Below are 19,091 nucleotides of genomic sequence, written 5' to 3'. Positions count from 1 at the left end.
GCCGGGAAGGGGATCGCGCCCGCCCTATCACCAATTCTTGCCTTCCTCCACCGCTGCCTGCTCCTCGGGGCGGGTCGCGCGGCCCAGCACGGCGTTGCGATGCGGGAAGCGGCCGAAGCGGTCGATGATGGCGAAATGCTGTTGCGCATAGTCATGGAACATCGGGTCCGCGAGCTGCGCGAAGAGGCGCAGCGATTCGCGCTGGTCGGCGATCTCCTCGCTATGTTCGAACGGCAGATAGGCGAATTGGCGCCGCGCGTCGGGCCAATGCTGATCCCAGCCCTTTGCCACGATCCCGCGCGCGGTGGCGCGGGCGAGGCTGTCGGTGGCGAAGGCGTCGGCGACCCCGCGGAAGATATTGCGTGGCACCTGATCGAACAGGATCGTCGCGGCCAGCGCGGTGTCGGGATCGGTTAGGAAGGTTTCGGCGGGTTGCGACCGCAAGGCTTCGTGCCAGTCGCCCGCGAGCGCGCGCACCGCTGCATCGAAATCGGGGCCGCCGCCGTACCAGTCGTCCTGGCGATGCGCGTCGAACCAGAAGGCGAGGAGTTGCTGCGGCCAGTCGGTGGGCGGGGTGTTGTTTTGCGTCACGCGCGGCCAAATCCTCAGCCAGAGACATCCGTCATCCCGGCGAATGCCGGGATCTCGACCTAACGCATGGACGCGCCGATGAGATCCAGGCCTGCGCCGGGATTACGGATGAGAGGTGGATGCGGCTATTCGCCCTTCACACGCCGATACGGCACGAATTTGCCGAGCGAAACAAAGCCGCTGTACATGTTGCTGCCGCGGTCCTGCAGCTGGATCGTGTCGATGCTGCACAGCTGACTGGTCGACAACTTGGTGATCAGGATGTCGTCGTCGTCCAGCGAATCGGCGCCGCCTTCGGGGCGGTTGACCCACAGCGTGCTGCCGATGCGATAGACGATCGCGGTTCCGTCGATCACCTGGCTGCTGCGCGCCATCGACAGCGGGATGCAGTCCTGCGGCTGCCCCGCGACGCGCCCTTCAAGCAGCTTTGCGAGGCGGTCTTCGGGTGCCAGCCGCTCCATCGCGGGTGCGGCGGCGGGCATGGCCGCGACCGCGGCGGCGGCGATGATGGCGGTAATACGTGGGTTCATGGTCCGACTCCTGTCTTGCTCATTACCCTACCGGCGGTCACCCTGCGCCAGCCCCGGTGAACGGGGGCTGACTCAGCGCGGTTCGCGGCGGCTTCAGCACGCCCCGTCGGGCAGCGGGATGCCCAGCGGGCCCTTGCACTTCTTCTTTTTCGCCGGTTCGGCGGGTTTGGTGCTGGTACCCGATCCCCCCATGCCGCCGAAATCAGCGCCGATCAGCAGGCTGGTGTGCGACCGGAATCGCACCTTCGCGGTCCAGTCGATGTTCCACACCGCATTGCCCGCGGGTTTGGGTGGATAGGAAAAATTGGCCTCGGGGCCAAAGGCGTTGAGGTTGCCGAACATCATCTCGCCTGACGCTTTCTTGACCTCGGCCGGGATCGCGCAGCTGGTCTGCGCGGGCGGCATCACCACCCTTTTGCTCACCAGTCCGGCGACGGTGGCCGGCGGCAGCCAGTCCCACAGCCCGCCGCCAAACTCGCGCGCGTTGCTGCTCGTCCACCACACCATATCGCCGCCTGCGCTGCCGCGGTCCATGCCGCCGAAGGCCCAGGCGACATAGCCGGTGGCGGGGACCAGCTGGTTCCAGCGGATCATCACCGACCCATCGCCCTGCATCGTCGTCGATGCGTTGAGCGCGGCCATATAATCCTGCGCCAGCGTGAAGTTGATTTCGGGGCCAACATTGCCCGCGATCCGGTGCGCGCCGAGCAGCGAGGATCCCGATGGCGGCTGTTTCGACGATTTGCTGTTCGGCCACCCGGCATAGGATTTGCTGTTCGACGCCATCACTTCGCGGATGCGCGGTACGGTGGTGGTGTAAAGGTTCGGCGGCATCTGCCCCGCGGCAAGCTTGGCGAAGTCGATGATCACCGGCTGCCCCGGCCCCGCTTTGGCGCCGCAGCCCCAGAACAAGAGCAGGCGGCCCTTGGGGCGCTCGAAATCCCGGGGCATTTCATTGCCGTCCTCGCGCGGTTGCGGCTTGCCGGGTTCGGGCCCCCACAGCGGCACCGACTTGCCGAGCTTGGCTTGCGGCAGGAAGAAATGATCGGCCTTCACCGGCGGCGCGGTCGGCGCCTGCGTCGATCCCAGCCGCAGTTCGAGCGTGTGCGCCACCTTGCCGTCGGGACCGCCGCCGAACATCATTCCCATGACATTGCCGACCCCGCGCCCGCCCGCCGCCATCGCGGCAAAGCCCGACGCGGTCGCGACGTCCATTTCATAACGTTCCTTGGGGCCGGTGCTTTTCTGGGCCGAACCGGGGGCGGCGAGCATCGCGGCGATGGTCGCGACGGAGATGAAACGCAGAGTCGAACGCATGAATATCCTCCCTGTTGCCGGGGAGACCCGGCGGATAATGCGGCCCGATTTCTTTTCTGTTTGGAGGACTATAGGCGCGGGAAGGCGGCACGCCAAGTGAGGTGCGTCACACTTCTAAATCCTCCCCCTTGATGGGGGAGGCAGCGAGACTTGGCAGCTTGCTGGCTAGTCGCAGCGGTGGGGGTGCGGTCTCGGCCTGAAATGATGGTGTAAGGACGCGCCATCACCCTCATCCAACTCCGCCTAGCCGCTTCGCGGCAAGGCTGCGTATCCTTCTCCCATCAAGGGAGAAGAAATTTACGCCGTCCCGCCCACGGTCAGCCCGCTGACCAGCAAGGTCGGCTGGCCGACCCCCGCGGGGACGCTCTGGCCGCCCTTGCCGCAGATGCCGATGCCTTCGTCGATCGCCATGTCGTTGCCGATGCCCATGACCTTGGTCAGCACGCTCGGCCCGTCGCCGATCAGCGTCGCGCCCTTGATCGAATCGCCCAGCTTGCCATTCTCGATCTTGTACGCCTCGGTACAGCTGAAGACGAATTTGCCCGACACAATGTCGACCTGCCCTCCGCCGAAGCTCTTGGCGAAGATGCCGTTTTTGACGCGGCTGAGCATTTCGGCGGGATCGTCGTTGCCGCCTTTCATGAACGTATTGGTCATCCGCGGCATCGGCGCGTGCGCAAAGCTCTCGCGCCGCCCGTTGCCGGTCGGTTCGACGCCCATCAGGCGGGCGTTGAGGCGGTCCTGCATATAGCCCTTAAGGATGCCGTCCTCGATCAGCACCGTTTCGCCCGTCGGTGTACCCTCGTCGTCGATGCTCAGCGAGCCGCGGCGACCGCCGCCAACCGGGCTGTCCATCGCGCCGTCGTCGACCACGGTCACGCCGGGCGCGGCGACGCGCTGGCCGATGCGGCCTGAAAAGGCGCTGGTGCCCTTGCGGTTGAAATCACCCTCCAGCCCGTGGCCCACCGCTTCGTGGAGCAGCACGCCGGGCCAGCCGGGGCCGAGCAAGACGGTGAATTCGCCCGCGGGCGCATCGACCGCGCGCAAATTGACCAGCGCCTGCGCCAGCGCCTCGTCGATCGCGCGGTTCCACTGTTCCGGTTCGAACAGATGGTCGTACATATAGCGCCCGCCGAGGCCGAAGGTGCCGGTTTCGCGGCGCCCATTTTCCTCGACCACGATGCTGACGTTAAGGCGGACGAGCGGTCGGATGTCGGTCGCGAGGAAACCGTCGGCGCGGACGATCTCGACCACCGACCAGCTGCCTGCAAGGCTGACCGACACCTGCGCGATGCGCGGGTCGCGCGCACGCGCCGCGGCGTCGATTTCCTGGCACAGCGCGACCTTTTTTGCGAAGGGTATCAGGTCGAGCGGGTTCGCCTCGTCATACAAATGGCGGTTGGTGCGCGGCGGCGGCGCGGCGTGCGGCTGGCTGGCGGGGTCGAGCAGCGCCAGCGTTTCGGCGGCGCGGCGGATCGCCCCGGCGCTGATGTCGCTGGCGTGGGCGAACCCCGTCATCTCGCCCGACACCGCGCGCAGGCCGAACCCGGCGTCGGTCGAATAATCGGCGGTCTTGAGGCGGCCGTCGTCGAACCCGAAGCTCTCGGTCGCGCGATATTGCAGATAGAGCTCGCCGTCGTCGGCCTTGGCGAGCGCCTCGCGGGCGAGCGCCTGCGCCAGATCGGGGTCGAGCGCGTCGGCGCGATAGAGGAAGCGGCGGGGATCGGTCGGGCTTGTCATTGGCCCGATATAGGCACGCGCGTCGCGCGGCGCCAGCGGTCAGAGATAATTGACCGTCAGCGTGAAGGTGCCGCTGTAATCGCCCGCCGGCTGGTTGGCGGGGACGGTGAGGGTGCCGCCGATATAATAGGTCTGCACTCCGCTGGGCAGCAGCGTGCCGCCGAGCAGCGCGATGCCGCCGCCGCTGGTGCTGGCGGCGCGGACCAGCGTTGCAGTCATGCTGGGTGCGCCGCCGCCGACGCGCGCCAGCGTCACCGATGTGCTGCCCGACACCGTGATCAGGATGATGCCGCCGGTGCCCTGGAACACCGCACGCCGGGCGCTGGTGCCGACCAGGGTGACACCGCCGCCTGATGCGCGCGCGTTGGTCACCGGATTGACGGTGACGGTGCCGCCGGTTGCGCCGCTGACGAGGGTTCCGAAATCGAGATCGTCGGTCTTGATCAGCGTGTTCGGGCGGACGACCGCAGCGTTGACGGTGACATTGGTGTCGGCGGCATGGACCGGCGCGCATAGCAGCGCGCCCGCCGCGGCGGCGGCGATGGTCAGGGCGCGTATTGCATCCCGACAGTTTCTGGTCCCTCGAATCCCCACAGATTCTGCTCCTGTCTGGCACAGATATGCCAGCGGGACATGAGTCGTTGATGCACAGGGTTGGTAAAGGGGCCGTTTACGTCTGGCCCCGGCGGTCAGCCTTTGTCGGCGATACTGCCGACGCTTAACCTTTGTCGGCGACCCCGCCGCTCAGGATGAAGCGCCGGTCGCAATAGCCGCAGTCGGCAAAGCCCGCATCGGGGTCGATTTCCAGCCACACGCGCGGATGGCCGAGCGCGGCGTCGGCCAGCCCGTCGCCGGTGCCGTCGCAAGCGATGCGGGTCTTGGGGGTGCGGATGGTTTCGGGCGCGGGCTGGGTCATCGACCGCGCCCATAGCAAGCGCCGCGGGCGGGAGCAATCGGGGTCTGCGCTAGGGAGTGGCAGGGTGGGTTTGCGGCACCGGCCAATATTCTCGCGAATATAGGTGGTCGTCCGGTGCCGCTTCTTCCCCCACAGAAGCTCTAAAGATAGTTGAGTGTGATCGTGAACGTCCCGCTATAGTCGCCCGGCGCCTGATTGGCGCCGACCTCGAGCGTCGCACCGACCGGGAAATTATAATTGCCAAGCGGCGAGGTGATGCGGAAGCGCGTCGGCGACGTCGACAGGATCGCCGTCGGGGTGCTGCCGATTTCAAAGGTGCGGGCGCGCATCCGCACCCCAGGCCCGTTGAGCCAGATGGTGTTCGAGCCGAGCGAGATATTGACCTGGCGATTGAGCGTGCCGAGCCCGGCAAAGCGCGCCGGTTCGCCGCCGTCGCCGGCGAGCGTGACGCCGCCGGTGCGGCTGCGCGATCCGTCGGGCGCCAGCGTCACCGTTCCAGCGGTCGCCGACGGAATTATGTCGCCGAAATCGAGGTCGTTGACTTTGAAGAAGGACAGCGGGCGCAGCACGATGGCTTCGGCCTCGGCCGGCGCGGTCTGCTGGGCACGGGCCGGCGCCGTGGTGGCCGCGGCCATCATCAGCGCACAGGCGGCGACGCCGCGCAGCGCGAACTGCGGGTTATTGGTGTGTCTGGTCCTCACAGCGCCGGTCCTAAAGGCGATTTTCGAATATAGCGTTAACGCGGCGCTGGGCAAAAGCGCGCGGGGCGATGGGGGCTTTTACACGTTGCGACGCGCGGCTATGGCACAGGCCATGACCGAAGCCGCCATCCGCATCGACGCCGTCTCCAAAACCTATGCCGGCGGCAAGCAGGCGCTCGACAATGTCAGTTTCGACGTGCCGCGCGGCCAGATTTTCGGGCTGCTCGGCCCGAACGGCGCGGGCAAATCGACGCTGATCAACATCCTCGCTGGGCTGGTGAACAAGACGGCGGGATCGGCGAGCATCTGGGGCTTCGATATCGATGCCGATCCGCGCAATGCGAAATATTCGATCGGCATCGTGCCGCAGGAAATCGTCTTCGATCCCTTTTTCACGCCCTATGAGACGCTGGAGAATCAGGCGGGGCTGTACGGCGTGCCGCGGGCTAAGCGCATTTCGGACGACCTGCTCGCCGCGGTGCATCTGTCGGACAAGCGCGACGCTTATGCGCGCACCCTGTCGGGCGGGATGAAGCGGCGATTGCTGGTCGCGAAGGCGATGGTCCATTCGCCGCCGATCATCGTCCTCGACGAACCGACCGCGGGGGTCGACATCGAACTGCGCCAGCAGCTGTGGTCTTATGTCCAGTCGCTCAACGACCGCGGGGTGACGGTGGTGCTGACGACGCATTATCTGGAAGAGGCCGAGGAGCTGTGCGACCGGATCGCGATCATCAACCACGGCCGACTGATCGCGAACAAGCCGACGCGCGAGCTGGTCGATATGGCGCGCGAAAAGATTGTCGTGGTGACGCTCGATGCCGATGTCACGGCGCTGCCGACGCACCCCGCCTTCGACAAGGTCGAGCGCGAGGGCGAGCGCGGGCTGGCGATCAGTTACAACAAGGACCGGATGAACGCCGGCGAGGTACTCGCCGCGGTCAACGCGATGGGGCTTGGCATCGTCGATGTGTCGACGCGCGAGGCCGACCTGGAAGATGTTTTCCTCAACCTGACGCGCCGCGCCGCCTGACCTGTCAGCGTTGCGTCAGGCGCGCCACGACCCCGAAATGATCGGACGGATATTCGCCGCCGACCGGCTGATCGCCGATGACGCGCGCCTCGGTGACGGCAAAGGCTGCGGGTTCGACGAAGATATGGTCGATCACCCGCGGCTGGTGCCCGCGCGCCGGGTTGAGCGTCGTCGCCGCGGCCCCGGGCGGCAGCGCCGAGACAAAGCGCGGCGGCCCCATGACGCGCAGCCCCGGATCGTCGAGCGGCGCGTTGAAATCGCCCAGCACGATCAGCGGCACGCCGTCGGTGGGCAACCAGGCGATCAGGTCGGCGAGCTGTTCGGCGCGCACCGCTCCCGCCTCGGGCTGCCACGCCAGATGGGTGCCGACGATGTCGACCGGCCCGGTCTTGGTCTGCACCCGGACGCGGATCGCGGTGCGCGAATCGGCGAGCGGCGCCAGCTTGTGCCGCGCGACCTCAATCACCGGCAGGCGGGTCAGGATCGCATTGCCATAACGTTTCGGTGCCCCCTCGGGCTCGACCGCGACGAAATGGACGTGGGGGTAGCCGAGTTGGCGCGCGATCGTGTCGGCCTGGTTGGGCAGTTCCTTGCGCTGGTCTTCGAGCACTTCCTGCAGCGCGATGACATCGGCACCGACGGCGCGCAGCGCCGAAGCGAGCAGCACCAGCCGCGCGGGCCATCGCCCGCCGGCATCGTGCCAGATGTTGAAGGTGGCGACGGTCAGGCCGCGCGGGGCAGTGGGGCGGGTGGTCGCACAGCTCGCCAGCGGCAACGCCGCCAGCCCGGCGAGCAGCGTCCGCCGCTGAAGCTCGGCTTTAGGCATGACGACTATTCTCCCTGGCGGCGACCATCGATCCCCCCTGTCATGCGGCCGCCCGCTGTGCAACAGAGGCGCCATGAGTGAATACGACGTCATCATCGTGGGATCGGGTGCGGCGGGGCTGACCGCGGCGATCGCGCTGGCCGATCATTGCAAGGTGCTGGTGCTGGCCAAGGGCGAGCTGACCGGCGGATCGACCGCCTGGGCGCAGGGCGGCATCGCGGCGGTGCTCGATGCGGGCGACACGTTCGACAATCATATCGACGACACGATGGTCGCGGGCGCCGGGCTCAACCGGCGCGAGACGGTCGAGTTTGTCGTCGAGAATGCGCCGAGCGCGATCGAACGGCTGGTCGAAATGGGCGTCCCCTTCAACAAGGATGCCGAGGCGCTGCATTTGACACGCGAGGGCGGCCATTCGCACCGCCGCATCGTCCATGTCGACGATGCGACCGGCTGGGCGGTCCAGGCGGCGCTGCTCAAGACCGCCGAGGCGCATCCGAACATCACGCTGATGCCCGGGCAGGCGTGCGTTGACCTGATCACCGGGCGCCACGAGGAGCGCTATTCGGGCTCGGGCCGCGTCTGGGGCGTCTATGCGCTCGACGAAAAGACCGGGAAGGTTCACGCGCATGTCGGCCGCGCGACGATCCTGGCGAGCGGCGGCGCGGGGCGCGTCTATCAGTTTTCGACGGCGCCGCGCGGCGCGACCGGCGACGGCATCGCGATGGCTTGGCGCGCGGGTTGCCGCGTGTCGAACATGGAGATGATGCAGTTCCACCCGACCTGCCTCTATAATCTCGACGTCAAAAATTTTCTGATCACCGAGGCGGTGCGCGGCGAGGGCGGCATCCTGAAGCACCCCGTCACCGGCCACCGCTATATGCCCGATTATGACGCGCGCGCCGAACTCGCCCCGCGTGATGTCGTGGCGCGCGCCAACGACGACCAGATCAAGCGCTCGGGGCTCGACTATGTCCATCTCGACATCAGCCACCTCGATCCCGATTTCGTCGCGGGGCATTTCCCGAACATCTATGAAAAGCTGCTGACGCTCGGCATCGACATGACCCGGCAGCCGATCCCGGTGGTGCCCGCGCAGCATTATACCTGCGGCGGCATCTTGATCGACCTTGCCGGGCGCACCGACCTGCCGGGGCTGTATGCGGCGGGCGAGTGCACCGAAAGCGGGCTGCACGGCGCCAACCGCCTCGCGTCGAACAGCCTGCTCGAATGCTTCGTGTTCGGCGAAGCGGCGGCAAAGGACATCATCGCGCGCTGGGAGCAGCTCGAGCCGCCGCCGCCGATCCGCCCCTGGGACGAAAGCCGCGTCACGGACTCCGACGAAGAAGTGATCATCAAGCAGAACTGGACCGAGATCCGCCGCTTCATGTGGAATTACGTCGGCATCGTGCGCACGACCAAAAGGCTGGAGCGCGCGCAGCACCGGATCAACATGATGACGGGCGAGGTCGAGGATTATTACGGCCATTTCCGCGTCACCACCGACCTGATCGAGTTGCGCAACCTGCTGCAATGCGCCGACCTGATCGTGAAAAGCGCGCTCCACCGCAAGGAAAGCCGCGGGCTGCACTACACGCTCGATTATCCCGACCTGCTGCCGCAGGCGGTCGATACGGTGCTGGTGCCCTAGCCGCCCAGCGCGGCGAGCAGGCCATCGCCGGGTTTCAGCGCGAGCAGATAGGTCTGGGCGCGATCAAGGATGGCGTCGTCGCGCGGGGTCAGCCGGTCAGGGTGGATTTCATAGATTATGTACCCCTTGGCTTCCAGATCGTGGAGCAGCACCGCGGGATCGTCGCCCATGCCGCGCAGCATGTCGGGCGAAAATTCGAACAGCAGCGCCGGCGCGGTGTCGCCGTCGAGCAGCGCGCCGGCTCCGCGCAGCGCCATGGCTTCGGCGCCCTCGATGTCGAGCTTGATCAGCCGGATCGTCTCGCCGCTGAGCAGCTGGTCGAGACGGCGCAGCGGGACCGCCGCGCCCGCGCCGTCGAACGACACATGGTTGCTGCCAATATTGCCCGCGTCGTGGACGACCATGGTGACCGCACCGTCGCGGTCGCCCGCCGCGCAGCGGTGGACGGTAATCGCGCCCGCGCCCGCGCCGCTCAGCGCGATATTGTGCGCGAGCAGGTCGGCGGTCGATGGGGTCGGCTCGATCGCATGAACGCGGCCCGTCGGCCCGACGAGCCGGTGCGCGAGCAGCGAGAAGAAACCGATATTGGCGCCGACATCGACGAAGCTGTCACCGGGTTTCAGCGCCGCCGCGATGACCCGCGTTTCCAGCGGTTCCCAGCCCCCGGTGCAATAGATGGTGCGGTCGACAAACTGGCCAAGGTCGAGCCGCATCGCAAAGCCGTGCCGCGTTCGGGTGGTGCGGATTTGCGATCGCACCACGGCTTCGGGCAGCAGCCCGTAGGCCAGGCTGCCGAGCCGCCACTGCCCCTTTTCGAACGGGTAATTGCGGCTGGCCCATGCCGCGAGATGCCCGATGGCATTTGCCATGAAATGGATCCCGCCCGGTCCCGGCCGCTACCCGCCGACGCCAAGCAACCGCCCGACCAAAATCAGCACGATCGCGCCGATAACCGAGGCGAAGCAGCCGGCGCGGTGAAAGTCGCCGCGGCCGCGCGAGGTGGCGAGACCCGCGAGCAGCGAGCCGCCGATGCCGAGCAGGATCGTCGCGACCCATCCCATTTGCACCGCGCAGGGATAAAAGAAGCGCGCCAGCGCGCCGATGATCAGGCCGGAGATGATGGCGCCGATGATGTTGATCATGCGTTGAATCCTTCGTTCAAAAACCGTTCTGCCAGCGCCGCATGCAGCGCCGCGCCCCGCGCCATCACCTTTTCGTCGAGCACCATGCGGTTGCTGTGCAGCCCGCAACAGGCGCGCCAGTCGCTGCCCTGCTCACTCGCGCCGAGCCAGAACATCGCGCCGGGGACTTTTTCGAGGACATAGGAGAAATCCTCGGCGCCCATGACCGGATGGTCCATCGTCAGCCACGCCGCCTCGCCGAACGTCGCCTCGACCACCGACTGGCCGAACGCGACCGCACGGCTGTCGCAGATTGTCACCGGGAAACCCTCGTCGATCATGACCTCGGCGGTGCAGCCATGCGCCTCGGCAATCGCAGGGGCGAGGCGTTTAAGCTCGCGCGCGACCATGGCGCGGCGTTCGGGCGACAGGGTGCGGATTGTGCCGAGCAGCTCGGCGGCTTCGGGGATGATATTGTTCGTCGTCCCCGCCGCGATCTTGGCGATCGTCACCACCGCGGGGTCGAACACCGAAACGCGGCGCGTCACCATCGTCTGGATCGCGGTGACGATCGCGCAGGCGACGGGGATCGGGTCGATCGCATCGTGCGGCATCGACGCATGGCCGCCCGCGCCCTTGACGATGATCGACAGCACGTCGGACGAGGCAAGCAGCGGCCCCGCGCGCGACGCAAAAATCCCGTGCGGGGCGTTGGGCATGATGTGCAGCGCAAAGGCGGCGTCGGGCAGCGGATCGATGATCCCGTCGTTCAGCATGAAGCGCGCGCCATGATGGCCTTCCTCGCCCGGCTGGAACATGAACATCACGGTGCCGGGCAGGCGATCGCGCGCCGCGCACAGCAGCTTCGCCGCACCGACCAGCATCGCGACATGCGTGTCATGCCCGCACGCGTGCATCGCGCCGGCCGTTTCGGAGGTGAAGTCGAGCCCGGTATCCTCGACCAGCGGCAGCGCATCCATGTCGCCGCGCAGCAGCACGGTGCGGCCGTTGGCGGGTCCGCGCAGGATCGCGACCAACCCCGTCGTCGACGGCCCCTCGCGAAACTCCAGCGGCAGCCCGGCGAGCGCATGTTTGATCTTCGCCAGCGTCTTGGGGTTTTGCAGGCCAAGCTCGGGCTCGCGGTGGATCGCGCGGCGGAGGTCGACAAGGTCGTCGAGCAGCGTTTCGGCCGCGGCGGGCCAGCTATGTGATGGCGTGTCCATGCGGCGAGTGTGGCGCCAAGCCGCGCGCGTGTCGAGGGACCACGGACAATCCGGGGCGTTTGCCGAGCGTGTCGGGCGTCTGGACATCCCAGACCAGGCCGACGCGTTCGAGCAGCCTGATGAGCGCATAGCCCCAGTCGCTTTCACCCGGGTGCAGGCCGATGCGCGCCGAGCCGGGATAGGCGTGATGATTATTATGCCATGCCTCGCCCATCGTCGGGATTGCCGCCCATGGGACGTCGAACGCCTGCACCCCATGCGCATCGACGGTCCAATGCTGCGGCCCGCGATTGTGCGCGAGATGGCCGACGAGCCAGTGACCGTGGTTGGCGACCGCGACACGCGCCGCGACACCCCACACGACCCAGCCCCAGCCGCCGATCGCGAAGAACATCAACGCGATGGGGAGCTGCTGCCAGCGCCAGGTCGCTTCCAGCCAGCGAAAGAAGGGGTCGCGGTCGAGTTCGGAGAAATCGAAGCGCGGTGGATGGACCAGCTCCAGTCGGCAGTAAATCTGCCACCAGGCGTCGCGGGCGATGTGGGTCTGGTGCGCGAGGAACGGGTGGCAGTCGGCTTGGCGCTGCGCCCAGTCGCGCGTGTCATGCGCGCGGACGATGCCATAGGGGCCCGCCATGCCGACGAATGCGCCGAACCAGACCAGCGTGCGCGTCAGCCAGCGCGGCGCGGCAAAGCTGCCGTGGATCATCATCCGGTGGTAACCGATGCTGTGCCCGAGCAGCAGCGCGGCGCCGGTGGTGAGCAAAAACAGGGTGATGGTCGATGGCGCCACGAAAAACGGTCCCGCGGCCAGCGCGATGACGGCCATCCCGCCATTCCAGATGATGCTGGGCATGTCGGCACGCACACGGCCGCGACGCGGATCGGGGCCAGGCTCATCGATCAGAAAATTGACGGCATGGGGATCCTGATCGTTGCGCATCGCTCGACTCCTGACAGAATATAAGTAATTACTTAAATATATAATCTCTTGTCAAGGGCGCTGTCCGTCGCCATTTGGGTCATCATGGAACGGGTTTTTCAGGCATTGGCATCGACGCCGCGGCGCAAGATTCTTGCCTATCTGGCGCATGCCGAACTCAGCGCTGGCGACATCGCCGCGCGCTTCGACATGAGCAAACCGGCGGTCTCGCAGCATCTGTCGGTGCTGGAAAACGCCGGACTGATCACCAGCGAAAAGCGCGGGCAGTTCGTCTTTTATCGCTTGGTACCCGACGCGCTGACCAATGTGCTCAACGGTTATGTGCAGGAGGTTTGCCCGGTGTCGCGGCCGCTCAAGGCCGAATCGCGCGCGCTAGCGGACAAGCGCGGCAGCGAATAGCGCTGCTGCGGGCTACGTCACCAGCGCCGCCGCCCGGCGCTGCTTTCGCCCTGCGATGACGCGCAGGACGATCACCGCGACGACCAGCACGACCGGCAGGGCGTACCAGCCGCTCACCGGGATGCGTTTGCCGTTGGTGAAGATGAAGCTGAGCGCGACGATCCACACGCCCCACCAGTGCAGCCGACCCCATGCCTTGGGGCCGAGCGCCTTGACCATGCGGTCGAACGAGGTCGCGGCGAGCAGCGCGATGAAGACATAGGCGGTGCCGCCGGTCACGATCGATTTGGGGTTGGTCAGCCCCCAGAAGGTGCCGGGGTCGGTCTGCCACAGCGCGATGATCGCGAGCGCGTGGATGAAGTGCGACATCGCAAAGCCCAGCCCGAGCTGGCGCCGGTTGCGGCGCAGCCAGCGGGTGAAGGGACCGGGCCATAGTTTGAACGCGGCCGACGCGGCAAAGGCGGCGAGGAACAGGACGAGCGAGGTGCGCGCGGTGGTGCGGATCACCATCCGGTAACCGTCGGTGTCCCAGCCGATAACGAACAGGAAGCCGAGCGCCATCGCCGCCAGCGCCGCGGTCAGCGTCCAGAACAGCCCCCAGCCCTCGGCCCAGCCATTTGTCGCCGTGGTTGTTGTCGCCGTCATCACATCCTCCGTTTAAAGCCTAGTGTTGCTAGGTATAACTTGCATACCTAGCGTTGCAAAGCTAAAACTGCGGACATGTCTGCGGAAATGCTCAAGGGCCATCTCGATGCCGTGCTGCTCGCCACGATCGGCGACGAGGCTTTGCACGGCTATGCGATCATCGAGGCGATCCGCGCGCGCAGCGGCGGCCATTTCGACCTGCCCGAAGGGACGATCTATCCGGCGCTGCACCGGCTCGAGCTTGCGGGGTTGCTGTTGAGCCGCTGGGTCCAGCCCGACGGCGGGCGCAAACGCCGCGTTTATGCGCTGACCGACGGGGGCCGTCAGTCGCTGATCGAGCGGCGCGCGGGCTGGCAGAGCTTTGCCAGCGGCATCGACCGCGTGCTGGGCGCCCGCGCATGAGCGGGCCGATCGCCACCTATCTCGACGAGCTCGATCACGTCCTCGCCTTTGACCCGCGCCTGTCGCGGCGGGTGCGAGACGAGATCGAATCGCATCTGTGCGACACCGCCGAACAGGTGGGCGAGGCCGCTGCAGTGCGCCGCTTTGGGCGCCCCGCCGAAATCGCGCGCGCCTATGCCGAGGCGGCGCTGCCCGATCGGCTGCGGCGCTCGTGCGTCGCCGCAGCGTTGCTCGGCGGCGCGACCTTGCTGCTGATGCGGCTGCGGACCGTCATCCTCGACATTCCGGGCGGCGCCGATCCGCTGACCTGGTTCGATCGCGGCGGGCTGCTCGCGGCGCTGGCGTGCATCGGCGCCGCCTGGTGGATGGCGTCGCGGCGCCGGATCGCGTTGGTGCGCCGCTGGTTGCACTTTGCCGCCGGAAGCCTGGCGCTGTCGGTCGGGGCGAGTCTGGTCCGTGCCTTTCAGGGCGCGAGCGGCGATTCGGCGCATGCGCTGATCGTCGCGACGGCGCTGGTCGAACTGTTGCTGCTCGGCGCGCTGATGGCGCAGCTGGCGCGCCTCGACCGCTACGCGCGGCGACTTACCAGCTAACGCTTGCCGCCGAACAATTGCCGACCCGCCAGGTCGAGCATGATTTCCTCGCTGCCGCCGCCGATCGCGTTGACCCGCACCTCGCGATAGATGCGTTCGACCTTGCTGCCGGTGATGTAACTCGCGCCGCCGAGCACTTGCGCTGCCTCGCGCGCGACGGCCTCCAGCATCCGTGTCGCCTGCACCTTCAGCATCGCGAAGTCGGCAGGGCGGTCCTTGCCGGTCTTGACCTGCCAGGCGCAGAGGTCGACCCACGCCTGCGTCGCTTCGATCTGGCGCTCCATGTCGGCGAGCTTGATGCGGATCGACTGGTGGCCAACGAGCGGCTTGCCGAAGGTTTCGCGCTGCTGCGCCCATTCGGCGGCCTCGGCCATCGCGACGCGCGCATAGGCGCAGCAGCCCATCGCCATGCCGAGTCGCTCCGAATTGAAATTGCGCATGATGCCGATGAAGCCGCCGTTCTCGGGGCCGATCAGGTTGGTCGCGGGGACGCGGACATCGCTGAAATGGATCGCCGCGGTATCGCTGCACCGCCAGCCCATCTTGTCGAGCCGGGTGCGCTCGACCCCCGGGCTGTCCATGTCGATCAGCAGCAGCGAGATGCCCGCCGCCCCGGGACCGCCGGTGCGCACCGCGCAGGTCAGCCAGTCGGCGCGCATGCCGCTGGTGATGAACATCTTGCCGCCGTTGACGATATAATGGTCGTCGTCCCTGACCGCGGTGGTCTTGAGGTTGGCGACGTCGCTGCCGCCGCCCGCTTCGGTGATGCCGAGCGCGATGATCTTGTCGCCCGCGAGTACCGGCGGCGCGACGCGCTGTTTCAATTCCTCCGATCCCAGCGCGAGGATCGGCGGCAGTCCGATGCCGTGCGTCATCAGCGACGCGCCGAGCCCGCCCGCGCCGACCGCGGCGAGTTCCTCGGTCAGGACAAGGCCGTGGAAATTGTCGAAACCTTCGCTGTGTCCGCCATATTGTTCGGGATAGCGCAGCCCCAATATGCCCGCGTCGGCGGCCTTTTTGTGCAACTCGCGCGGCAACTCGCCCTCGGCCTCCCAGCGATCAATGTACGGCGCAATCTCGCGGCTGACGAAACGGCGGACGCTCTGCGCCAGCGCCTCATGGGTTTCGTCATAATAGGGTGAGCGCGCGCGCCAGTCGTCGAAAGCTGTCATGGCGCGATGCTGCGCGTGGTTGACGTAAACGTCAAGCCGACGTTTCGGGCGCACCCTGCGCCGCGGGCTTGCGTCATCCGCTCAAGGACTTAAGGTCGCGCTCCATGCACAAACCCTCCCTGCTCGCCGGCCTGGCCGCTCTCGCCCTCATCTCCAACCCCGCCGCGGCGCAAAAAGCGCCCGAGGCCGTCGCCGAAGCCGCACTCAAGCGCGCGCCGGTGTTCGACGGCCATAATGACGTGCCATGGGCGCTGCGCGCGCATGTCGACAATGTGATTAACGGGTTCGATTTCGTCGATACGACCGACACCGCCAAACCCGATGCGACCCCGCCGCGGATCGCGATGCACACCGACCTCAATCGGCTGCGCAAGGGCCAGGTCGGGGCGCAATTCTGGTCGGTCTATGTGCCGTCGAACACCAACGAGCCGCAGGCGATCCAGCAGACGATCGAGCAGATCGACGTGACGAAGCGTCTGATCGCGCGTTACCCGAATGACCTGTCGCTCGCCGCCAATAGCGGCGAACTGCAAGCCCAGATGAAGGCGGGCAAGGTTGCCGGGATGCTGGGGATCGAGGGCGGCCAGTCGATCGGCTCCAGTCTTGCCGTGCTGCGCGAGATGTTCGGCATGGGGGTGCGCTATATGACGCTGACCCACAGCAAGAATGTGCCGTGGGCCGACAGCGCGACCGACGCGCCCAAACATGACGGGCTCACCGATTTCGGACGCCAGGTGGTGCGCGAGATGAACCGGATCGGGATGATCGTCGATTTGAGCCATGTCAGCGAAGCGACGATGGCCGACGCGCTCGAAACCACGAAGGCGCCGGTGATGTTCAGCCATTCGGGGGTGCGCGCGGTCAACGACCATCCTCGCAACGTGCCCGACAGCGTGTTGCCCGCGGTCAAGGCGAACGGCGGCATCGTGATGGTCGTGTTCCTGCCTGGCTTCCTCGATCCCGCGGTGCGCGCGCACGGGCTCGACCGCACCGCGCTCGAAGCACGGTTGAAGGCGCAATATTCGGGCGATCCCGCTGCGGTCACCGCGGCGCTCAAGACGTGGGACGCCGCCAACCCGGCGCCCAAGACCCAGATCGCCCAGGTCGCCGAACATATCGACCATCTCAAGAAAAGCATCGGCGTCGATCATATCGGGCTGGGCGGCGATTATGACGGGATGGATTCGGCGCCCGTCGGCATGGAGGATGTCGCGGGCTATCCGGCGCTGTTCACCGAACTGGCGCGGCGCGGCTATTCGCAGGCCGAGTTGGAAAAGATCGCCAGCGGCAACATGCTGCGGGTGCTGAAGGCGGTCGAGGCCTATGCCGCGAGCCAGAAGGGGCAGCCGCCGGTGGAAACGCCGGTGGTGAAGTAAGGCGCACGTCGCCCCCGCGAAGGCGGGCGCCGCTGCCGGTTTACGCAGCGGCGCTTGGCAATATCCGCTAGCGGCCCCCGCCTTCGCGGGGGCGACGTCATTTGGCGGCTTTCACAAACGGCCATTCGACCGCTCCGCTCGCCCATAGCGCCCACCAGATGATGGCAGGCTGCAGCGCCAGCCGCGGGCCGTGGTACCACCAGCTCAACGTCTCGCCGCCGATCGCGATATTGGCGAGCGCATGGTGGAAATTCGCCGGCCACACGCACAGCGCATAAAGCGCGAGCCCCCAGCCCGCCGCCTTGCGCATCTGCGGGATCATCAGCCCGATCGCGCCCAAAATCTCGGCCATCCCGGTGACGGCGACGACCATGTCGGGCTGCGGTACCCACGGCGGGGTGATCGCCAGAAAGGGCGTCGGCCGCACCAGATGCGCCCAGCCGGCATAGCCATAAGCGAGCGCGAGCAGCCAGCGCAACGCGGTGCGCACGCGGTCTTTCAACGACCGATGGCTTCCAGCATCGCCTCGACACTGACGAATTTTTCGCGCGGGTTGCCGTCGAGCGCCGCGGCGACTTCTGCGGCCTCGATCCGCCGCCAGTCGGCGAAGGTGACCGGCGTCACGCCGCGGCTCGCCAGCAATGCGTCGAGTCCGGGCCGCCCTGCCTTGCCTCCGCCGCGGCCGACATCCTCCAGCACCATTTCGGCGACGCGCGCGCCGTCGGGCTTGTTGGTGCCGATCGTCCCGGACGGCCCGCGCCGCGCCCAGCCGACGCAATAGAGGCCGGGCAGGATCCGCCCGTCGTCATTGGCAAAGCGGCCGCGGCCATGTTCATAGGGGACGCCGGGGATCGGCGGAGTCTGGTATCCGATGCAGCTGATGACCAGCCCCGCGTCGATCGCATAGGTCTCGCCGGTGCCATGGCTGCTGAGGTCAGCATCGAGCCGCGTGCGCTCGACGAGCACCCGCTGCGCCGCACCCCCATTGTCTTTGGCGCCCTCGATCGCCACCGGCATCGCGAAAAAGTCGAAATCGATCGTCACCGGCTTGGCGACGGGGTTGGCGGCAAAGCTGCGCAAATGCGTCACCGACTTGCGCATCCCGGGTTCGAGCAGCGCGTCATCGCCCTCGGGGGGCAGGTCGGCGGGGTCGACGCGCGGGCTGGCGCGTTCGAGATGGCCAAGCTCGCCGAGTTCCTTCGGGGTCATCGCGATCTGGTGCGGGCCGCGGCGGCCCAATATGTGGATATGGCGCACCGCGCTGGTCGCCAGCTGATCGCGCGCGTGCGCGACGATGTCGCTGCCCGCAAATTCCTGTGCGGTCTTCGCCAGGATGCGCGCAACGTCCAGCGCGACATTGCCATTGCCGATCACCGCGACCCCGGCGGCGCCCAGCGGCGGGTTCAGGTCGGCAAAATCGGGATGGCCATTATACCAGCCGACGAAGGCGGCGCTGCCGATCACCCCGGGCAGGTCGGCGCCGGGAATTCCCAGCGGCCGGTCGTTCGGCGCCCCCGTCGCCAGCACCACCGCGTCGTATAGCTCGACCAGCTCGTCGATCGTCACATCACTGCCGACGGACACATGGCCGACGAAGCGGACATTGTCGGCCAGCGCGGTGCCCTCATACCGCCGCGACACCGCCTTGATCGACTGATGATCGGGGGCGACGCCGGTGCGGATCAAACCATAAGGAACGGGCAGGCGGTCGATGACATCGACCGCAATATCCTCCGCTTTCTGCAAAGTTTCGGCGGTGTAATAGCCCGCGGGGCCCGACCCGACGATCGCGACATGACGCATCAACCCACTCCTCCGGGTGTCCGCGCGGGCGCGCGGCCCCTTTCTGTTATGCGGCGATGCTAGCGGCGAAATGCGGCAGGGCAAGCGACCTTGTGCGGGCGGGCACAGCGGC

22 protein-coding genes are annotated in these 19,091 nt (G+C 67.0%); 6 read left to right on the top strand and 16 right to left on the bottom strand.

The window, feature by feature from the left end; translation table 11 throughout:
* Positions 1-27: 27 nt before the first annotated feature.
* From ACTIFP_RS01030 to ACTIFP_RS01000, 7 genes are all read right to left on the bottom strand, one after another.
* Positions 28-591: a DUF924 family protein gene (locus ACTIFP_RS01030; RefSeq protein WP_439566866.1), complete on the bottom strand. Its 564-nt coding sequence runs from the start codon at positions 589-591 to the stop codon at positions 28-30.
* Positions 592-716: 125 nt separating this feature from the next.
* Positions 717-1,121: a hypothetical protein gene (locus ACTIFP_RS01025; protein ID WP_439566865.1), complete on the bottom strand. Its 405-nt coding sequence runs from the start codon at positions 1,119-1,121 to the stop codon at positions 717-719.
* 93 nt (positions 1,122-1,214) lie between these two features.
* Positions 1,215-2,438, bottom strand: coding sequence for a hypothetical protein (locus ACTIFP_RS01020; protein ID WP_439566864.1), 1,224 nt, complete (start codon positions 2,436-2,438; stop codon positions 1,215-1,217).
* A gap of 297 nt (positions 2,439-2,735) precedes the next feature.
* Positions 2,736-4,178, bottom strand: coding sequence for a metalloprotease TldD (gene tldD / locus ACTIFP_RS01015; RefSeq protein WP_439566863.1), 1,443 nt, complete (start codon positions 4,176-4,178; stop codon positions 2,736-2,738).
* A gap of 39 nt (positions 4,179-4,217) precedes the next feature.
* Positions 4,218-4,772: a DUF4402 domain-containing protein gene (locus tag ACTIFP_RS01010; RefSeq protein WP_439566862.1), complete on the bottom strand. Its 555-nt coding sequence runs from the start codon at positions 4,770-4,772 to the stop codon at positions 4,218-4,220.
* Between the two features lie 124 nt (positions 4,773-4,896).
* Positions 4,897-5,094, bottom strand: a complete 198-nt coding sequence (locus ACTIFP_RS01005) for a zinc-finger domain-containing protein (protein ID WP_439566861.1) — start codon at positions 5,092-5,094, stop codon at positions 4,897-4,899.
* A 140-nt stretch (positions 5,095-5,234) separates the two neighbouring features.
* Complete coding sequence (locus ACTIFP_RS01000) at positions 5,235-5,795, bottom strand: DUF4402 domain-containing protein (RefSeq protein WP_439566860.1); 561 nt, start codon at positions 5,793-5,795, stop codon at positions 5,235-5,237.
* Between the two features lie 112 nt (positions 5,796-5,907).
* Between ACTIFP_RS01000 and ACTIFP_RS00995 the strand changes: the two genes are divergently transcribed.
* A complete protein-coding gene (locus tag ACTIFP_RS00995; protein WP_439566859.1) occupies positions 5,908-6,828 on the top strand; it encodes an ABC transporter ATP-binding protein in 921 nt (306 codons plus the stop codon).
* Between the two features lie 4 nt (positions 6,829-6,832).
* Here ACTIFP_RS00995 and ACTIFP_RS00990 read toward each other — a convergent pair whose 3' ends face one another.
* The gene (locus ACTIFP_RS00990; RefSeq protein ID WP_439566858.1) at positions 6,833-7,654 is read right to left on the bottom strand and encodes an endonuclease/exonuclease/phosphatase family protein; all 822 of its coding nucleotides are present in this window, start codon (positions 7,652-7,654) and stop codon (positions 6,833-6,835) included.
* Positions 7,655-7,727: 73 nt separating this feature from the next.
* Here ACTIFP_RS00990 and nadB point away from each other — a divergent pair, with 73 nt between their 5' ends.
* Positions 7,728-9,305: an L-aspartate oxidase gene (nadB, locus tag ACTIFP_RS00985; protein ID WP_439566857.1), complete on the top strand. Its 1,578-nt coding sequence runs from the start codon at positions 7,728-7,730 to the stop codon at positions 9,303-9,305.
* Here nadB and ACTIFP_RS00980 read toward each other — a convergent pair.
* From ACTIFP_RS00980 to ACTIFP_RS00965, 4 genes are read right to left on the bottom strand one after another with little or no spacing between them, the layout of a single operon-like run.
* Entirely contained in the window at positions 9,302-10,174 is an 873-nt protein-coding gene (locus ACTIFP_RS00980) for an FkbM family methyltransferase (RefSeq protein WP_439566856.1), read from the bottom strand. The two genes, nadB and ACTIFP_RS00980, sit on opposite strands and share 4 nt — an antisense overlap.
* Positions 10,175-10,201: 27 nt before the next feature.
* Positions 10,202-10,447 (bottom strand): GlsB/YeaQ/YmgE family stress response membrane protein, encoded by a 246-nt coding sequence (locus tag ACTIFP_RS00975; RefSeq protein WP_439566855.1) that lies wholly within the window; start codon positions 10,445-10,447, stop codon positions 10,202-10,204.
* A complete protein-coding gene (locus tag ACTIFP_RS00970; protein ID WP_439566854.1) occupies positions 10,444-11,649 on the bottom strand; it encodes a M20 metallopeptidase family protein in 1,206 nt (401 codons plus the stop codon). Before ACTIFP_RS00970 ends, ACTIFP_RS00975 begins: the two co-directional genes overlap by 4 nt.
* Entirely contained in the window at positions 11,630-12,589 is a 960-nt protein-coding gene (locus ACTIFP_RS00965) for an acyl-CoA desaturase (RefSeq protein ID WP_439566853.1), read from the bottom strand. Before ACTIFP_RS00965 ends, ACTIFP_RS00970 begins: the two co-directional genes overlap by 20 nt.
* An 84-nt stretch (positions 12,590-12,673) precedes the next feature.
* On the opposite strand from ACTIFP_RS00965, the gene ACTIFP_RS00960 reads away from it, so the two are divergent.
* Complete coding sequence (locus ACTIFP_RS00960) at positions 12,674-12,988, top strand: metalloregulator ArsR/SmtB family transcription factor (RefSeq protein ID WP_439566852.1); 315 nt, start codon at positions 12,674-12,676, stop codon at positions 12,986-12,988.
* Positions 12,989-13,000: 12 nt separating this feature from the next.
* On the opposite strand, the gene ACTIFP_RS00955 is transcribed toward ACTIFP_RS00960, so the two are convergent.
* Complete coding sequence (locus tag ACTIFP_RS00955) at positions 13,001-13,633, bottom strand: hypothetical protein (protein WP_439566851.1); 633 nt, start codon at positions 13,631-13,633, stop codon at positions 13,001-13,003.
* 75 nt (positions 13,634-13,708) lie between these two features.
* Here ACTIFP_RS00955 and ACTIFP_RS00950 point away from each other — a divergent pair, with 75 nt between their 5' ends.
* Positions 13,709-14,035 carry a PadR family transcriptional regulator gene (locus ACTIFP_RS00950; RefSeq protein ID WP_439566850.1) on the top strand — a complete coding sequence of 109 codons (327 nt, stop codon included), beginning with the start codon at positions 13,709-13,711 and terminating at the stop codon, positions 14,033-14,035.
* On the top strand, positions 14,032-14,628 hold the full coding sequence (locus ACTIFP_RS00945; RefSeq protein ID WP_439566849.1) for an HAAS signaling domain-containing protein: 597 nt from the start codon (positions 14,032-14,034) through the stop codon (positions 14,626-14,628). Before ACTIFP_RS00950 ends, ACTIFP_RS00945 begins: the two co-directional genes overlap by 4 nt.
* Here the strand turns inward: ACTIFP_RS00945 and ACTIFP_RS00940 are convergent.
* Positions 14,625-15,800, bottom strand: a complete 1,176-nt coding sequence (locus ACTIFP_RS00940; RefSeq protein WP_439566848.1) for an acyl-CoA dehydrogenase family protein — start codon at positions 15,798-15,800, stop codon at positions 14,625-14,627. The two genes, ACTIFP_RS00945 and ACTIFP_RS00940, sit on opposite strands and share 4 nt — an antisense overlap.
* Before the next feature lie 104 nt (positions 15,801-15,904).
* On the opposite strand from ACTIFP_RS00940, the gene ACTIFP_RS00935 reads away from it, so the two are divergent.
* A complete protein-coding gene (locus tag ACTIFP_RS00935; protein ID WP_439566847.1) occupies positions 15,905-17,176 on the top strand; it encodes a dipeptidase in 1,272 nt (423 codons plus the stop codon).
* 97 nt (positions 17,177-17,273) lie between these two features.
* Here ACTIFP_RS00935 and ACTIFP_RS00930 read toward each other — a convergent pair whose 3' ends face one another.
* Both ACTIFP_RS00930 and ACTIFP_RS00925 read right to left on the bottom strand, forming a co-directional pair.
* Positions 17,274-17,678, bottom strand: a complete 405-nt coding sequence (locus ACTIFP_RS00930; RefSeq protein ID WP_439566846.1) for a DoxX family protein — start codon at positions 17,676-17,678, stop codon at positions 17,274-17,276.
* A complete protein-coding gene (locus ACTIFP_RS00925) occupies positions 17,675-18,979 on the bottom strand; it encodes an FAD-dependent oxidoreductase (RefSeq protein ID WP_439566845.1) in 1,305 nt (434 codons plus the stop codon). The genes ACTIFP_RS00930 and ACTIFP_RS00925 overlap by 4 nt, the downstream gene beginning before the upstream one ends.
* Between the last annotated feature and the right edge of the window lie 112 nt (positions 18,980-19,091).

Origin of the sequence: Sphingopyxis sp. (assembly GCF_051861155.1) — a bacterium.
Lineage (GTDB): Bacteria > Pseudomonadota > Alphaproteobacteria > Sphingomonadales > Sphingomonadaceae > Sphingopyxis.
Note: the sequence above shows the minus strand (reverse complement) of the source record. Positions and strands in the feature narration are given on the sequence as shown.